Genomic DNA, 14,933 nt, shown 5'->3' with positions numbered 1-14,933 from the left:
GCGGTGGGTCGGCAATGCGCTTCGCACCACTGCGCGGGTGGTTGTTCCTACGTCCGACGTGGTCAGACGTCGATGCTGTCCTTCGGAGCGCCTTCGCTCCGCGTCTGCGCCGCCTCGGCCGCCGCCTGCTTCCTGGAGGCCCTCAGGCTGGTGATCGTGGTGACGATCAGGACCGCGCAGATCACGCCGAGTGAGACCGGGATGCTGATCTCGGGGACATGGACGCCGGACTCGTGCAGAGCGTGCAGCACCAGCTTCACGCCGATGAAGCCGAGGATGATCGACAGGCCGTAGGACAGGTGGACCAGCTTCTTCAGCAGTCCGCCGATGAGGAAGTACAGCTGCCGCAGGCCCATCAGCGCGAAGGCGTTGGCGGTGAAGACGATGTACGGGTCCTGCGTCAGGCCGAAGATCGCGGGGATGGAGTCCAGCGCGAACAGGACGTCGGTCGTACCGATCGCGAGCATCACGACCAGCATCGGGGTCATGACCCGCTTGCCGTTCTGCTGGATCCAGAGCTTGGTGCCGTGGTAGCGGTCGGCCACGCCGAACTTGCGCTCTGCGGCCTTGAGCAGCTTGTTCTCCTCGAACTCCTCATCCTCCGCGTCGGTCCGGGCCTCCTGGATCAGCTTCCAGGCGGTCCAGATCAGGAAGGCGCCGAAGAGGTAGAAGACCCACGAGAAGCTGGCGAGGATCGCGGCGCCCGCGGCGATGAAGACGGCCCGCAGCACCAGGGCTATGAGGACGCCGACGAGCAGCACCCGCTGCTGGTACTGCGAGGGCACGGCGAACTTCGCCATGATCAGGACGAAGACGAAGAGGTTGTCGACGCTCAGCGACTTCTCGGTGATGAAACCCGCGAAGAACTCGCCGGCGGGCTGGCCGCCGCCGAAGACGAGCAGGCCGAGGCCGAAAAGTCCGGCCAGGGCGATCCAGACGACGGTCCAGATTCCGGCTTCCTTGACGGACACGTCATGCGGTTTGCGGCCGATGAAGAAGTCGACCCCGATCAGGGCGGCCAGCCCCAGGATGGTGAGGACCCAAAGGGTCACGGATACATCCACTGTTGCCTCCGGATAGTGAACGGCAAAGATTCCGCGTTGCGCTACCGGAGGTCTCTTCCACCCGGGACGGGCCGACGCCCCGGGATCCGACCGGATCCGTATTGACGGGTACGCCGCAGCAGACAGGGAGTACTCCCCTCCGTACGGAAAACACTACCCCAATCACCAAGGAAAGGTAAAGCGTTTGGCAAAAGAAAGACCAAGTCGCCTGGTCGGAGGACTTTACATGCGCTTGGTGCGAGCTGTCGCGACCTGGGTGAGCACCTGCTCGAGCACTTGGCTGCCAGGCGGTACGAGGCAGGGCTCGTAGGTCCAGGCGTGTCCCACCCACGGGTCGGCCAGGTGATCGTCCGGTACCGGGGTGAGTCGCATCAGTGAACGCCAGAGCGGATCGAGCAACGGGCCGTAGGCGGCGGCGTCCTCACGATCGGCGACCAGGAGGAGATGGACGCCGACGTCAGGGCCTTCGTCCGCGAGATAGCGCAGCTGGTTGACGGCCCGGTCGTCGAAGCCGTGCGGGAAGTCGTTCACGATCAGCAGCTGCCGTGAGGTGTCCAGACCGGGCGGCAGCGCGTCGGAGGCACCGCCGCGCATCGCCATCTGCACCAGGTCGACGCGCTCGGTGAGCCGGCCCAGCGTGCCCGCCACACCGGCGGCACCCGTCGCGGGCGGGGCGTCCAGCGCACCGGCCCCCGTCAGCGGGGCGAGCGCGGACGCGCCGGCACCGGCCGGATCGATCACCTGCACGCCGAACTCCCCCGCCGGATGGACGGCGAGCAGCCGGGCCGCAAGCGCCACCGCGGCCTGCAGGGCGAGGTGCCGCAGCTCACCCGCCTCTTCGTACGGGGAGGCGTCGGGCACACCGCTGTCGATCCACAGGCCCCGCTCCAGGGGCAGCCGGACCAGCATCGGGATGCGCAGCGGGTCGCTCTCCGGGAGGTGGAGGTCGCCCAGCCGGACGGCCATCGGCGGCTCCGCAGGCACCCGGTAGCCGTGCCAGACCGGGTTGTCCCAGCGCGCGTACGCCGGTGGCAGCGCCGGCTCGACGACCTCGGACTCGGCGGTGAGCTGGGCGAGGTCCCGGTCGAGAGCCGCCCGGGCCTGGTCGGCCAGCTGGGCCTGGGCCGCCTCGCGTGCGGCGTCGCCCGCCGAGCCCAGTCGGCTGCGCGGGTCGGCGAGGAGCTGGTCGAGCTCCTTCTCCATGCGCGACTCGGCGAAGTCGAGCGCGCTGCGACAGGCGGCGGTGGAGCGGGCCAGGTCCTCGAACATGCCCCAGACCTGGTTGTACAGCCGCTCGTCCATGGACCAGCCGACCGCGTCACCTGCGACGGGCGGCGCGGGCCCGTCCGCCGGGGCGGGGGTCTCGGGGGCCGTGGGCCCGGACGCCTGGCGGCGCCTCGGATGTGTGTAGTCGACGGGGCCGCCGGTGGGCACGGCCGCGGCTGGGACGCCCGAACCGACGGCGCCCTGAAGCCCGCCCGGTCCGCCGGATGCCTGGACGTCGTGGGGAGATCCGGCGGCGGAGGCGGTGCCCTGCGGGTCGGCGCCGGTGACGGGGGCGGCCGTACGACGGGAGCGGTCGGTGTCCGCGGCGTGCGCCGGGATCGAGCGGGCCAGGCCGCGCGCCACAGCTTCCTCGATGCCACGGGCGAGTTCGACGGCCTGGGGCAGGCCCTGGTCGGTGAGGAGCGCCGCGAGGCCGCCCGCGTAGCCCTGACCCACCGCGCGGATCTTCCAGACGGCCTGGCGGCGGTAGAGCTCCAGCGCGACGACCGCCGACTCGGCGTCCAGGCCGACGAGGGTGTAGCCGGCGACCTCGGTGCCGTCGAGGCCGGTGACCGCGGCACGCGGTGCGGCGAGGGCTCCGAAGCGGAGCGGACCGCCGGGCGCGGCGGGCAGGGCGATCAGGACGCTGACCCGGTGCACGGTCTCGGGCATGGCGTCGAGGTCGACGGCGAGCCGGTGCTCGGCGGCCGCCTGCCGGGAGACCTCGATCCCGGGCAGCGTGGGCGCGCCCGGATGGGCCACCCCGTCGGCGCCCCGGACCCGGCCGCTCTCGTCGGCGAGCGTCGCCCCGGCCACGACCGGCGCGTCGGCCGAGATCCGGATCTCTATCCGGTTCCGCGAGAGCGGATGGTTCTGCCCGCGCACCAGCTCGGCCGCCATTGCCCATGTCCCCCTGTGTGTCGTGTCCTCGGGTGCCGCCGGATCGCCGCTAGAGGACCGGCAGGATCGCCGGCACCAGGTCCTGGAAGGTCCGGCCCCTGGCCGGGACGCCCAGGGCCGTCATCGTCCAGCCGGATCCCGACCGGTGCACCTTCGCCATGATCTGGGCGGTGTACTCGCCGCCGCCGTCGAGCGTGTAGCGGGCGAGTTCCTGACCGTTGCTCTCGTCGACCAGCCGGCAGAAGGCGTTCTGCACTTCCTGGAAGGTCTGGCCGGTGAAGGAGTTGACGGTGAAGATGATCTGGTCGACGTGGACCGGGACGCGTGCGAGGTCGACGAGGATGGCCTCGTCGTCGCCGCCCTGGCCCGCGCCGCCGACGAGGTTGTCGCCCGTGTGACGGACCGAGCCGTCGTCGCTCACCAGGTGCCGGAAGAACACGACGTCGACGGGCTGCTTGTCGGCGAACAGCACCGCCGAGGCATCCAGGTCGATCTCACGGGTGCGCGAACCGAACAGTCCGCGCCGAGGTGCCGCCTTCCAACCAAGACCCATGCGGACCGCGCTCAGGGAGCCGCCGTCCTTCTTCTCCAGGCTGATGGCCTGACCCTTGGTCATGTTGACGGTCACGGCTGCTTCCCCTCGTCGGATGTCCCCGGTTGCCGCGAAGTGCGCGGTTGCCCGAAACCCTATGCAGCGCCACTGACAGTGCCGAACCCCGGCCCGCGGTTTGTGTCGGTCTTGCAACACTTCGCGCCCTTGCCGGGGTCCGGAGACGGTCCAGGGGTCAGGCCAGACCCGCCTCCCTCATCTGGCGCAGTTCCTTCTTCATCTCGGAGACCTCGTCGCGCAGCCGGGCCGCGATCTCGAACTGCAGATCCGCGGCGGCGGCACGCATACGGTCCGTCATCTCCTCGATCTGCTCGGCGAGTTCGGCCGCCGGACGGTCGGTGGGCACCGCTTCCTTGGCCTTGCCCCTGGCAGCCTTGCCGGCCTTCGCGCCCTTGGCCGCCTTGTCGCCCAGGGAGGGCACCGGGGCCTTGGCGCCCTTGCCGTCCTTCAGCTTGCGGTAGCCCGAGCCGAGCAGCTGTTCCGTGTCGACCTCTTCGCGGGCGATCTGGGCGACGATGTCGTTGATCTTCTTGCGCAGCGGCTGCGGGTCGATGCCGTTGGCCGTGTTGTAGGCGACCTGCTTCTCCCGGCGCCGGTTGGTCTCGTCGATGGCCTTCTCCATCGCCGGGGTGATCTTGTCGGCGTACATGTGGACCTCGCCGGAGACATTGCGCGCCGCGCGGCCGATGGTCTGGATCAGCGAGGTGCCGGAGCGCAGGAAGCCCTCCTTGTCGGCGTCGAGGATCGCCACCAGGGACACCTCGGGCAGGTCGAGGCCCTCCCGGAGGAGGTTGATGCCGACCAGGACGTCGTACTCGCCGGAGCGCAGCTCGCGCAACAGTTCGACGCGGCGAAGGGTGTCGACGTCGCTGTGCAGATAGCGCACCTGGATGCCGAGCTCCAGGAAGTAGTCGGTGAGGTCCTCGGCCATCTTCTTGGTGAGGGTGGTGACCAGGACGCGCTCGTCCTTCTCGGTGCGCTTGCGGATCTCGTGCACCAGGTCGTCGATCTGGCCCTCGGTGGGCTTGACGACGACCTCGGGGTCGACGAGGCCGGTGGGGCGGATGATCTGCTCGACGACGCCGTCACCGCGCGAGAGCTCGTAGGTGCCGGGGGTCGCCGACAGGTACACCGCCTGTCCGATCCGCTCCTGGAACTCCTCCCACTTCAGGGGGCGGTTGTCCAGGGCGGAGGGCAGCCGGAAGCCGTGGTCCACGAGGGTGCGCTTGCGGGAGGCGTCGCCCTCGTACATGGCGCCGATCTGCGGCACGGTGACATGCGACTCGTCGATGACGAGGAGGAAGTCCTCCGGGAAGTAGTCGAGCAGGGTGTTCGGCGGGGAGCCGGGCAGGCGGCCGTCGAAGTGCATCGAGTAGTTCTCCACGCCGGAGCAGGAGCCGATCTGGCGGAGCATCTCGATGTCGTACGTGGTGCGCATCCGCAGCCGCTGGGCCTCCAGGAGCTTGCCCTGCTTCTCCAGTTCCGCGAGGCGCTCCCCCAGTTCCTTCTCGATGTCGTTGACAGCCCGCTCCATGCGCTCGGGGCCCGCGACGTAGTGGGAGGCCGGGAAGACGTACAGGTGCTGGTCGTCGCTGATGATCTCGCCGGTGAGCGGGTGCAGCGTGGACAGCGCCTCGATCTCGTCGCCGAACATCTCGATGCGGACGGCGAGTTCCTCGTAGACCGGGAAGATCTCGATGGTGTCGCCGCGGACGCGGAAGGTGCCGCGCGTGAACGCCATGTCGTTGCGCGTGTACTGGATGTCCACGAAGCGGCGCAGCAGGTCGTCGCGGTCGATCTCGTCGCCGACGCGCAGCGGGACCATCCGGTCGACGTACTCCTGCGGGGTGCCGAGGCCGTAGATGCAGGACACCGAGGCGACCACGATCACGTCGCGGCGGGTGAGCAGCGAGTTGGTGGCGGAGTGGCGCAGCCGCTCGACCTCCTCGTTGATCGAGGAGTCCTTCTCGATGTAGGTGTCCGACTGCGGTACGTACGCCTCGGGCTGGTAGTAGTCGTAGTACGAGACGAAGTACTCGACCGCGTTGTTCGGGAGGAGCTCGCGGAACTCGTTGGCCAGCTGGGCTGCCAGCGTCTTGTTCGGCGCCATCACCAGGGTGGGGCGCTGGAGCTTCTCGATCATCCACGCGGTGGTGGCGGACTTGCCGGTGCCGGTCGCGCCGAGCAGAACGACGTCCTTCTCACCGGCCTCGATGCGCTTGGCCAGCTCGGCGATGGCCGCCGGCTGGTCGCCGCTGGGCTGGTACGGGCTGACGACCTCGAAGGGCGCCACCGTGCGTTCGATGTGGGAAACGGGCCGCATGGACTCCACCGTACGACCCCGCACTGACAACCGGTTCTGATCAGCGGTTCTGCGGGGTGCGCGAGCTGTGGTGGCTCTGCTGGCGGCCGACGCGGAGCTGCGGGCGGCGACTCGGGTGATGGCTGACCTCGCCGGCCGGGACGCCCGGCTTGTGCTCCACGCGGAGCCGGTCGGGCTTGCCCGTGACCATCAGCGGGTCGAAGATCACCACGACCGCGGCGAGGCAGAGGAAGGCCAGCGGGCCGATCAGCATGGGAGCCAGCAGGGAGGCGGGCGAGTCGCCCGGGGACGGCACGCCGGCGCTGTGGAGGTGGACGGTGAGGGCGGCCATTCCGGCGTAGTGCATGCCGCTGACGGCGAGCCCCATGACGAGGCTCGCGCCGACGCTCCACAGGAAGCCCCGGACCTGCCCGGCCGCCCACAGTGCCGACGTGGCGGCCACGACCCCTATCACGACCGACGCGGCCACCGTGAACGTGTTGTACTCCAGCGTTCCGTTGAGGCGCAGGCCGGCCATGCCGAGGTAGTGCATCGAGGCGATGCCCAGACCTGTGATGGTGCCGCCCGTGAAGAGCGCGGTTCCGGTGGCGCCCCGGTAGCCGACTATGAAGATCCCGACGCTCACCATGACGATGGCGAGACCGAGGCTCGCGTAGGTGAGGGGCTTGTCGTAGTGGATCGGCGTCTCCTTGACGCTGAACCCCATCATGGCGACGAAGTGCATGGTCCATATGCCGGAGCCGATCGCCGCCGCGCCCAGGGCGAGCCAGGCGGGCCGCCAGGAGTGGGCCACGAGCATCGCCCGGGTCGTGCAGCGCAGCCCGAGGGCGCCACCGAGGCAGGCCATCAGATAGGCCACCAGCGGGGTGACGACCCCATAGCTGAATCCGTCGACCGTGCCCTGCATGCGCGGCTGCCCTTCACCCTTTGCGTCCCGGAATATGTGCAATGCGCCCCCGTCCCAGGACCGCCCGAGCGGTCAGGGTTGACGCAGAGAGTATGACCCGCGCCGGAATGGTCGAACGATTTTCCGGCAAAGAAACACGCCCTTGCCGCAGTTGTGCGGCAACGGTGAGCGGGCTTGGGAAACTCCATTCAATCTGTGGCCATCCCGTACCCGGCCGCCGTTGACTCACTGCTGTCACTCTTGTGCTGTACGTAGTCACTCGACGCGAGGAGTACGCATGCACGCGCGCGCAGTCGCCGCCACGGCCACCGCGCTGCTGGGAGCGGCCGCCCTCTTGAGCCCCGTCCCCGCCGCCCGGGCCGGGGACGCCGCCGAGCCCACGGTGCTCGCGCACCGGGGCGCCTCCGCCTACGCCCCGGAGAACACCCTGGCCGCCGTCGACAAGGCCGCCGCCCTGGGCTTCACCTGGGTCGAGAACGACGTCCAGCGCACCAGGGACGGCCGGCTCGTCGTCATCCACGACGACAGTCTCCAGCGCACCACCGACGTCGAACAGGTGTTTCCCGGCCGGTCGCCCTGGAAGGTGAAGGACTTCACCGCGGCCGAGATCGCCCGGCTGGACGCGGGCAGCTGGTTCTCCCGTTCGTACACGGGCACGCGTGTGCCGACGCTGGCGCAATACATGCGCCGGATCGAGCACAATCACGAGAAACTGCTCCTGGAGATCAAGAACCCGGAGCTGTACCCCGGCATCGAGCAGGAGATCCTCAAGCTGCTGGGCGACGAGGGCTGGCTGGACCGCCGGCACCTGGGCCGGCTCGTGGTGCAGAGCTTCAGCGCGGACAGCCTGCGCGTCGTGCACGATCTCCGGCCGGACGTGACGACCGGCTACCTCGGCACACCGTCCGCGGCGTCCCTGCACCGGTACGCGGGCTTCGCCGACCTGATCAACCCCTCGGTGGACTCGATCTCCGCCGGCTACGTGAACACCGTGCACTCGGTCGACGGGCCGCACGGCAGGCGGCTGCGCGTCTTCACCTGGACGGTGAACGACGCGGTCACCACCTGGAAGGCCGTCGGCTACGGCGTGGACGGCATCATCACCAACAGACCCGACGTGGTGCGGGCCGCGCTGCGGGCGAGCTGAGCACGGCCGGGCGGCGGGCGTTGTCAGTGGCGGGCCGTACGGTGGGGCGCATGGACAGCGAAGGGCAGTACGGGCAGCGGGTGGTGTGGGCCGTCGTGGGCAGCGACATCGGTCCGCTGCTGCTCGCGGCGACCGGCAGCGGCCTGGTCAACGTGGTGTTCCACGCCACCGACGCGGTACGGGAGCGGACGGTGGAGCGACTGGCGGCCCGGCTGGGCACCGAGCCGGTCGAGGATCCCGCGGACCCGGTGCTGGCCGAGGCGATATCCCAGCTGCGGGCGTACTTCGCGGGCCGGCGGCAGGACTTCGACCTGCCTCTGGACTGGTCGCTGATCTCCGGTTTCAACCGGCAGGTGCTGCGCGAACTGGCCGCCGGTGTCCCGTACGGCACGGTGGTCGGGTACGGCGATCTGGCGGGGCGGGTCGGGCAGCCCGGCGGGGCGCAGGCGGTGGGCGCGGCGATGGGCGCCAATCCGCTGCCGGTCGTCGTGCCGTGTCACCGGGTGGTGGAGAGCGACGGCGGCATCGGCGGGTTCGGGGGCGGTCTGGAGACCAAGCGGAAGCTGCTCGCCCTGGAGGGCGTGCTGCCCGAACCGCTCTTCTGAGGCACGCTCGCCGACCGGGCTCGGGGCTCGGGGCACGCTCCCCGGCCGGGCTCGGGACGGACGCGCCCCGAGCCCGGTCGGGCGGTGCCCGTCGATGCGGTCAGCCGTAGTGCCGCACCTCGACGACGTTGCCGTCGGGATCCCGGAAGTAGAAGTTGCGCGGGGCCTTGCCGCGGGCACCGAAGGAGTCGTGTCCGATGTCGGTCATGGGGACGGCGTGCTCGGCGAGGCGGACGCGCAGGGCGTCGAAGGCGTCGGACGGCAGGGACAGACAGACGTGGTTCACGGGGTGGCCCGCGCTGTCGGCGGCGCCGGGGAGTGCGGGCATGCGCTCGGCGAGGGTGAGCGGCGCGAGGTCGATGATGGTCTCCTCGTTGACACGCACGGAGGGGAAGGGCACCTCTCCCGCGGTGAACTCGGTGACCCGCAGGGGCTCCAGGCCGAGCATCCGCTCGTAGAAGCCGGCCGCGACGGCGGGATCGGCGACCCAGAGGACGACATGGTCCAGACGTACCGGGTGATTCGTCATGCCGCCCAGGCTGGTGGCGTCCCCCACAGGCCGCAAGCGTTTAGCCGGGTGCGGCCCCCGCCAGAGATGAGGGAAGACCGACGGACAGGAGGCAGGCGTGGTGCTGGTGGTGTCTGAAGAGGTCAGGGAGGCCCTCGACGCGGGTCGTGCGGTGGTCGCCCTGGAGTCCACGATCATCGCGCACGGGCTGCCGCGCCCGCGCAACCTCCAGGTGGCGCTGGAGCTGGAGGACACGGTACGGCGGGCGGGCGCGGTACCCGCGACCATCGCCGTGCTGGACGGGCGGCCCTGTGTCGGCCTGGACAAGGAGCAGCTGGAGCGGGTCGCCAACGAGGAGGGGATCCGCAAGCTGGGCCACCGCGACCTGCCGCTCGCCGTGGCGGCGGGGGCGAGCGGGGCGACCACCGTGTCGGCGACGGCGCAGCTGGCGGCGCTGGCCGGCCTCCGGGTGTTCGCGACGGGCGGTCTCGGCGGGGTGCACCGCGAGTGGACGGCGACCCAGGACGAGTCCGCCGACCTCGGCCTGCTGGCGCGCACCCGGATCACGGTGGTGTGCGCGGGCGTGAAGTCGATCCTGGACGTGCCGGCCACCCTCCAGCGTCTGGAGACCCTGGGCGTGGCCGTCGCCGGATACGGCACCGGCCGCTTCCCCGGCTTCTATCTGTCCGACTCCGGGCATCCGGTGGACTGGACGCTTCAGACCCCGGAGCAGGTCGCGGACGTCATGCGGGCACAGGACGCGCTCGCCGCGGCGGACACGGCGCTGATCGTCGCCAACCCCGTCCCGGAGGCGGAGCAACTCGACCCCGCGCTGCACGCGCGCGTGCTCGCCGACGCGCTGCAGGCGTGCGAGGCGGAAGGGATCGCCGGTCAGGCGGTCACGCCGTTCCTCCTCGACTACCTGGTCCGGCACACGGACGGCGCCTCGCTGGAGGCCAACCTGGCGGCCGTGCGCGGCAATGTCCGGCTGGCGGCGCGGATCGCCTCGGCATGGGCCCGGGGGTGACGACCGAGCGGGAGGCACGGCCGGGCGTTGCCACGGCAGCGGGCGGGGAGGCGACGTCCGGCCGGGAGGCGAAGCCGCGCGGGAACCGGGCGCCGGACGGGGACGGGACACCGGAAGGAAACAGAGCGCCGCACACGGCGGCCGGCAAGGGCGAGGACAAGGCCGGGGCGGCCGGCGAGGGCGGGGGCGCGGCGCTCCTGGTCGTCGGGGACGTCGTCACCGACGTCGTCGCGCGGTACCGGGGGCCGCTCGCGGCCGGCACCGACACGGGCGCCCTGGTCCGGACCCTGCCCGGCGGAGCAGGGGCCAACGTCGCCTGCTGGGCCGCAGACACGGGCTGCGCGGACGTACGGTTGCTGGGCCGGGTGGGCGCGGACGCGGCCCGGTGGCACGAGCGGGAGCTGGTCGCCGCAGGGGTGCGGCCCCGGCTCGTGGTGGATCCCGAGGCCCCGACGGGGACGGTGATCTGCCTGGTCGACAACGGTGCCTCCGCCGAGCGCACCTTCCTCACCGACAGCGGGGCGTCCCTGCGGCTGGAGCCCGCCGACTGGTCGGACGCGCTGCTCGACGGGGTGGCCCGGCTGCACCTCTCGGGCTATCTGCTGTTCTCCGAACCGAGCCGGGCGCTGGCGGCGGTGGCGCTGGCGGCGGCACGCGCGCGTGGCGTGCCGGTGAGCCTGGACCCCGCGTCGGCCGGGTTTCTCGTGGCGCTGGGCGTGGACCGCTTTCTGAGGCTCGTCGAGGGGGTGGACGTCCTGCTGCCGAGCCGGGACGAGGCCTGTCTGCTGACGGGGCTACCCGATCCGGCGGACGCCGCGGCCAAGCTGAGCCGCCAGGTGCCGCTGGTGGTGGCCAAGGCGGGGGCGGAGGGCGCGCTGGTGGCCCGGTCGGGCAGCGTCCTCGCACGCATCCCGGCCGTGCCGACGACGCCCCGGGACACCACGGGCGCCGGTGACGCCTTCACCGGGGCGTTCCTCGCCGCGCTGGTCGCCGACGCGGATGCTCGGGAGGCGGCGGCGCGGGGCTGCCGGGCGGGCGCACGGGCGGTGGAACGCGTCGGCGCGCGACCGCCCGCCCGGGACTGACCACGGCACCCGCAAGGCATCGGCGGGCCCACGCCTTGCGGGCCTACGCCTTGCGGCCCCACGCCGAGATCATCGGGGCGGTGGCGAGGTCCATGCCGCCCGTCGCCACGTTGGTCAGGTGCCGGTCGATTTCCGCGTCGGTGGCCAGGCCCGCCGTGACGAGCCGGTCGCGGATCTGCCGGACGGTGGCGGTCTCCAGCGCGGTGCAGGCGGGCGAGGCGACGGGGAAGTAGGCGTCGGCCTCCACCTGGTGCAGCCCGGCCTCGCGGAGCAGCCGGGGAAGCTTGCGGCCGTACGACAGGTCGGCGCCGCGTTCGGCGAGGAGCTTGCGGAAGCCTTGGCGCAGGCGGTTGGCGAGCTGCTGCTCGGGGCCGTATTCGTAGGGGCAGGTCAGGGGCTGGAGGGCGGGGTCGGCGTCCTCGATCAGGAGATGCCCGCCGGGACGCAGGGCCTTGATCATGGAGCGCAACGCCCGTTCCCGGTCCGGCACATGGACCAGGACGAGCCGGGCGTACACCAGGTCGAAGCCCTCCCCCGGCGGTTCCTCGGCGCCGACGTCGTGGGTGCGGACCTCGACCGGTGCGCGGGCGGCAGCGGCGAGCAGTGAGGTGTCGATGTCCGTGGCGACGACCCGGCCGGTCGGCCCGACCTTCCCGGCCAACCACGACACCACGGAGGTGCCGCCGGCCCCGACCTCCCAGCAGCGCCAGCCCGCTCCGAGACCGAATGCCTCAAGGTGGCGGAAGGTGGCCGGGTCGAAGAGGCTCGCGAAGGCGTCGAAGCGCTGTCCGGCCTCGCTCTGGCGGTTGTCGAGGAGATATCCGTCGGCCTGTGTCATGAAGCGATGATCCCAGTTGCCCGGCTTGTCCACGGCGGCCGACGCTCCCCTGCGGCGGCCTTGCCGACGACGGGTGAGGGGAACGCCGACGGGCACAGGGAACACCGACGGGCGCGGGGAACGTCCACGGGCACGGGGAACTCGGTTGTCCGTAGTTGTCCACAGGCGGGAACCAACCGGAACTCGCCGTTCCCACAGGCTTACCCGTGTCTCACACCGGGCTGGCAGACTTGCCGGGCAGGGCGGGAAGCGCTGCACGAGTGGATCCACGCAAGGAGATCCGGATGACGATGGCAGGGAATCTGCGGAAGGTCACGGGGCTGGGCAGGGCCGGCGGCCTGCGCAGGGTGGCGCGGCTGGCCCGGCGGCTGCCCCGCGTCGACCTGAACCATCACGCACGGTCCCCGCTGGGCTCCTCGGTGGTCAACTGCGTGACGTACGAGAACGGGATGCGGGTCCCGGAGTGCAGCGATCTGTTCTCCGCCGTGGAACGGGTGCGCAAGAAGGGGGAGGGGTTCGTCTGGCTGGGGCTGCACGAACCGACGGACAGCGAGTTCGCGGGCATCGCCGAACTGTTCGACCTGCACCCGCTGGCCGTCGAGGACGCGGTCGAGGCCCATCAGCGTCCGAAGGTGGAGCGGTACGGCGAGACGCTGTTCGCGGTGTTCAAGACGGTCTGCTACGTCGAGCACGAGAAGCTGACGGCGACCAGCGAGGTGGTCGACACCGGCGAGATCATGGTGTTCGTCGGCGAGGACTTCGTGATCACGGTACGGCACGGCCGGCACGGTTCGCTGGGGCCGCTGCGCGAGGAGCTGGAGGCCGCGCCGAGGCAGCTCGCCAAGGGCCCGTCGGCGGTGCTGCACGCGATCGCGGACCATGTGGTCGACGACTATCTGAGCGTCACGGACTCGGTGCAGGGCGACATCGACCAGGTCGAGGCGGACGTCTTCGCGGAGAACGGCGCGCGGGCCGACCCGGGCCGGATCTACCAGATGAAGCGTGAACTCCTCGAACTGAAGCGGGCGGTGGTGCCGCTCGGCAGGCCGATGGAGGAGCTGACCACTCGGCCGATACGGGTGATCGACCCGGAGATACAGGCCTACTTCCGGGATGTGCTCGACCATCTGATGCGGGCGAAGGAACAGATCGCGGCCTTCGACGAGTTGCTCAACTCCATTCTCCAGGCGCATCTGGCGCAGGTGACGGTCGCGCAGAACGAGGACATGCGGAAGATCACGGCCTGGGCGGCGGTGATCGCCGTGCCGACGATGGTGTGCGGTGTGTACGGCATGAACTTCGATCACATGCCGGAGCTGCACTGGCGGTTCGGCTATCCGCTGGTCATCGGCGTCATATCCGTGGCGTGTCTGGTGCTGTACCGGGGCTTCAGGCGCAACGGCTGGCTCTGAGCCGGTGGCCGGCGAGCGGCACCTCAGGCGGAGAAGGCGACGACCCTGCGCGGCACGACCCTGATGATCAGGCGGGTCTCGTCGCCCCTCTCCGCGGGCGGGTCGATGCCGAGGTACTTGTGGGAGAGCTCGTGCGGGAGCCTCTTGTCCTCGTCCGGGAGGATCTCGGCGGTGCCTCGGATCTCGGCCGAGTGGTAGGGGTTGGCCAGGTCGAAGACCGTGAGGCTGAGGCGGGGGTCGCGGCGGAGGTTGCGCACCTTCTGGCGGCCGCCGGTGGAGGAGAAGACAACGGTGTCGCCCTCGCGTTTGATCCAGACCACCGAGTTGTGCGGGGCACCGTCGGGGCCGAGGGTGGCGACGCTGGCGAAGTTCCTGGCGTCGAGGAGGGCCCGGAGCGAGTCGTCGAAGGCGACGGGAGCGGTCGAGGAGGTCGTCATGCGGCCAGACTACTTAGATGCACGCGCATATAAAAGTGCTTTGCCGGACCACCCCCGGAAGCCGGCCGCTCAGCCGCTCCATGCCGGATGCCGCGGGTCGTCGGCACGGACCAGGACGTCGGCCGCGCCGGCGGCGTCGGTCTCGGCCTCGTAGCGCTCGAAGGCGGGGAGCGTCCAGTGGTCGGTCTCGGGGGTACGGCGGCGCAGGGCGCCGGAGGTCAGGAGGAGGTGGACGGTCAGGTCGAACGGGAACCAGTGCCGCAGCAGGAGCGGTCCGTGCAGCAGCAGGAGGCCGCCGGGCGGGAGTTGGACATAGGGGCTGCGGGTGGCGCGGTCGGTGGCCGGGTCCCACAGGTCGGGCAGGACGCGGCCGGTCCCGCCGGGGTCGAGGGGGCCGAAGACCTCGCGCCACAGGGCGTTGGTGTCGAACCAGCCGCCGTAGTACGACTCCGCGTCACCGCGCCCGTATTCCAGACGCAGCGAGGCCGGGCGCAGGAAGCCCTCGGTGCCCACGACGAGCGACGGCCGGCCCCGTACGCGCAGTGCCTCACCGACGCGCTCCGCGAGGTCGCCGGGCCGGGCGGCCGGGGCGCCGTCGAAGGCGACGCGTGGCCAGGCGCCCCCGTCATCGGGCTTCAGTTCGACCAGCCGCTCGGCGAGGCGCTCGGCGAGCCGGTCCCAGGTGATCGCTTCGAGTCGCACAGGATCATGATGCCGGGTCGGTCGTTCGGGTAGGCGGGGCCGACCCCGGGGCCGGGCAGCGGCGGCGATGAGCGGTGAGCCGTCGGCGACGCCTGCCGGGCC

Annotated in this window: 14 protein-coding genes; 5 read left to right on the top strand and 9 right to left on the bottom strand. The window is 71.1% G+C overall.

From position 1 onward, the window contains the following. Nucleotides 1-62 precede the first annotated feature (62 nt). The 5 genes from ACFWPQ_RS05945 to ACFWPQ_RS05925 all read right to left on the bottom strand — a co-directional run bounded on the left by ACFWPQ_RS05945 (nt 63) and on the right by ACFWPQ_RS05925 (nt 7,070). On the bottom strand, nt 63-1,064 hold the full coding sequence (locus ACFWPQ_RS05945) for a TerC family protein (RefSeq protein WP_384030359.1): 1,002 nt from the start codon (nt 1,062-1,064) through the stop codon (nt 63-65). 222 nt (nt 1,065-1,286) lie between these two features. Continuing rightward, nucleotides 1,287-3,230, bottom strand: coding sequence for a TerD family protein (locus ACFWPQ_RS05940; RefSeq protein ID WP_384030357.1), 1,944 nt, complete (start codon nt 3,228-3,230; stop codon nt 1,287-1,289). A gap of 49 nt (nt 3,231-3,279) precedes the next feature. Beyond that, nucleotides 3,280-3,858, bottom strand: coding sequence for a TerD family protein (locus tag ACFWPQ_RS05935; protein ID WP_384030355.1), 579 nt, complete (start codon nt 3,856-3,858; stop codon nt 3,280-3,282). Nucleotides 3,859-4,015: 157 nt separating this feature from the next. Further along, nucleotides 4,016-6,163, bottom strand: a complete 2,148-nt coding sequence (gene uvrB, locus ACFWPQ_RS05930) for an excinuclease ABC subunit UvrB (RefSeq protein WP_384030353.1) — start codon at nt 6,161-6,163, stop codon at nt 4,016-4,018. Nucleotides 6,164-6,203: 40 nt separating this feature from the next. Then, nucleotides 6,204-7,070, bottom strand: coding sequence for an MHYT domain-containing protein (locus ACFWPQ_RS05925; protein WP_384030351.1), 867 nt, complete (start codon nt 7,068-7,070; stop codon nt 6,204-6,206). A 277-nt stretch (nt 7,071-7,347) separates the two neighbouring features. Between ACFWPQ_RS05925 and ACFWPQ_RS05920 the strand changes: the two genes are divergently transcribed. Together ACFWPQ_RS05920 and ACFWPQ_RS05915 are read left to right on the top strand one after the other, a co-directional pair. Continuing rightward, nucleotides 7,348-8,217: a glycerophosphodiester phosphodiesterase gene (locus ACFWPQ_RS05920; protein ID WP_384030349.1), complete on the top strand. Its 870-nt coding sequence runs from the start codon at nt 7,348-7,350 to the stop codon at nt 8,215-8,217. Nucleotides 8,218-8,267: 50 nt separating this feature from the next. Continuing rightward, nucleotides 8,268-8,822, top strand: coding sequence for a methylated-DNA--[protein]-cysteine S-methyltransferase (locus tag ACFWPQ_RS05915; RefSeq protein ID WP_384030348.1), 555 nt, complete (start codon nt 8,268-8,270; stop codon nt 8,820-8,822). A 100-nt stretch (nt 8,823-8,922) separates the two neighbouring features. On the opposite strand, the gene ACFWPQ_RS05910 is transcribed toward ACFWPQ_RS05915, so the two are convergent. After that, on the bottom strand, nt 8,923-9,351 hold the full coding sequence (locus ACFWPQ_RS05910; protein WP_384030346.1) for a VOC family protein: 429 nt from the start codon (nt 9,349-9,351) through the stop codon (nt 8,923-8,925). A 97-nt stretch (nt 9,352-9,448) separates the two neighbouring features. Here ACFWPQ_RS05910 and ACFWPQ_RS05905 point away from each other — a divergent pair, with 97 nt between their 5' ends. Together ACFWPQ_RS05905 and ACFWPQ_RS05900 are read left to right on the top strand one after the other, a co-directional pair. Then, nucleotides 9,449-10,357, top strand: coding sequence for a pseudouridine-5'-phosphate glycosidase (locus tag ACFWPQ_RS05905; RefSeq protein WP_384030344.1), 909 nt, complete (start codon nt 9,449-9,451; stop codon nt 10,355-10,357). A gap of 197 nt (nt 10,358-10,554) precedes the next feature. Next, nucleotides 10,555-11,442, top strand: a complete 888-nt coding sequence (locus ACFWPQ_RS05900) for a carbohydrate kinase family protein (RefSeq protein ID WP_384030746.1) — start codon at nt 10,555-10,557, stop codon at nt 11,440-11,442. A 43-nt stretch (nt 11,443-11,485) separates the two neighbouring features. Here ACFWPQ_RS05900 and ACFWPQ_RS05895 read toward each other — a convergent pair whose 3' ends face one another. Next, nucleotides 11,486-12,280, bottom strand: coding sequence for a methyltransferase domain-containing protein (locus tag ACFWPQ_RS05895; protein ID WP_384030342.1), 795 nt, complete (start codon nt 12,278-12,280; stop codon nt 11,486-11,488). 284 nt (nt 12,281-12,564) lie between these two features. Between ACFWPQ_RS05895 and ACFWPQ_RS05890 the strand changes: the two genes are divergently transcribed. Further along, the gene (locus tag ACFWPQ_RS05890) at nt 12,565-13,692 is read left to right on the top strand and encodes a magnesium and cobalt transport protein CorA (protein WP_384030340.1); all 1,128 of its coding nucleotides are present in this window, start codon (nt 12,565-12,567) and stop codon (nt 13,690-13,692) included. Nucleotides 13,693-13,715: 23 nt separating this feature from the next. Here ACFWPQ_RS05890 and ACFWPQ_RS05885 read toward each other — a convergent pair whose 3' ends face one another. Both ACFWPQ_RS05885 and ACFWPQ_RS05880 read right to left on the bottom strand, forming a co-directional pair. Beyond that, nucleotides 13,716-14,129, bottom strand: a complete 414-nt coding sequence (locus ACFWPQ_RS05885) for a PPOX class F420-dependent oxidoreductase (protein ID WP_384030338.1) — start codon at nt 14,127-14,129, stop codon at nt 13,716-13,718. 69 nt (nt 14,130-14,198) lie between these two features. Beyond that, on the bottom strand, nt 14,199-14,831 hold the full coding sequence (locus tag ACFWPQ_RS05880) for a uridine kinase (RefSeq protein WP_384030336.1): 633 nt from the start codon (nt 14,829-14,831) through the stop codon (nt 14,199-14,201). Nucleotides 14,832-14,933 lie beyond the last annotated feature (102 nt).

This window comes from Streptomyces sp. NPDC058464 (assembly GCF_042721035.1).
Taxonomy (GTDB): domain Bacteria; phylum Actinomycetota; class Actinomycetes; order Streptomycetales; family Streptomycetaceae; genus Streptomyces.
Note: the sequence above shows the minus strand (reverse complement) of the source record. Positions and strands in the feature narration are given on the sequence as shown.

Excerpts from the sequence above, each read along its gene's own strand:
- ACFWPQ_RS05925 (WP_384030351.1), bottom strand. The coding sequence starts at position 7,070 with ATGCAGGGCACGGTCGACGGATTCAGCTATGGGGTCGTCACCCCGCTG.
- ACFWPQ_RS05890 (WP_384030340.1), top strand. The coding sequence starts at position 12,565 with ATGACGATGGCAGGGAATCTGCGGAAGGTCACGGGGCTGGGCAGGGCC.
- ACFWPQ_RS05915 (WP_384030348.1), top strand. The coding sequence starts at position 8,268 with ATGGACAGCGAAGGGCAGTACGGGCAGCGGGTGGTGTGGGCCGTCGTG.
- ACFWPQ_RS05885 (WP_384030338.1), bottom strand. The coding sequence starts at position 14,129 with ATGACGACCTCCTCGACCGCTCCCGTCGCCTTCGACGACTCGCTCCGG.
- ACFWPQ_RS05920 (WP_384030349.1), top strand. The coding sequence starts at position 7,348 with ATGCACGCGCGCGCAGTCGCCGCCACGGCCACCGCGCTGCTGGGAGCG.
- ACFWPQ_RS05910 (WP_384030346.1), bottom strand. The coding sequence starts at position 9,351 with ATGACGAATCACCCGGTACGTCTGGACCATGTCGTCCTCTGGGTCGCC.
- ACFWPQ_RS05895 (WP_384030342.1), bottom strand. The coding sequence starts at position 12,280 with ATGACACAGGCCGACGGATATCTCCTCGACAACCGCCAGAGCGAGGCC.
- uvrB (WP_384030353.1), bottom strand. The coding sequence starts at position 6,163 with ATGCGGCCCGTTTCCCACATCGAACGCACGGTGGCGCCCTTCGAGGTC.
- ACFWPQ_RS05940 (WP_384030357.1), bottom strand. The coding sequence starts at position 3,230 with ATGGCGGCCGAGCTGGTGCGCGGGCAGAACCATCCGCTCTCGCGGAAC.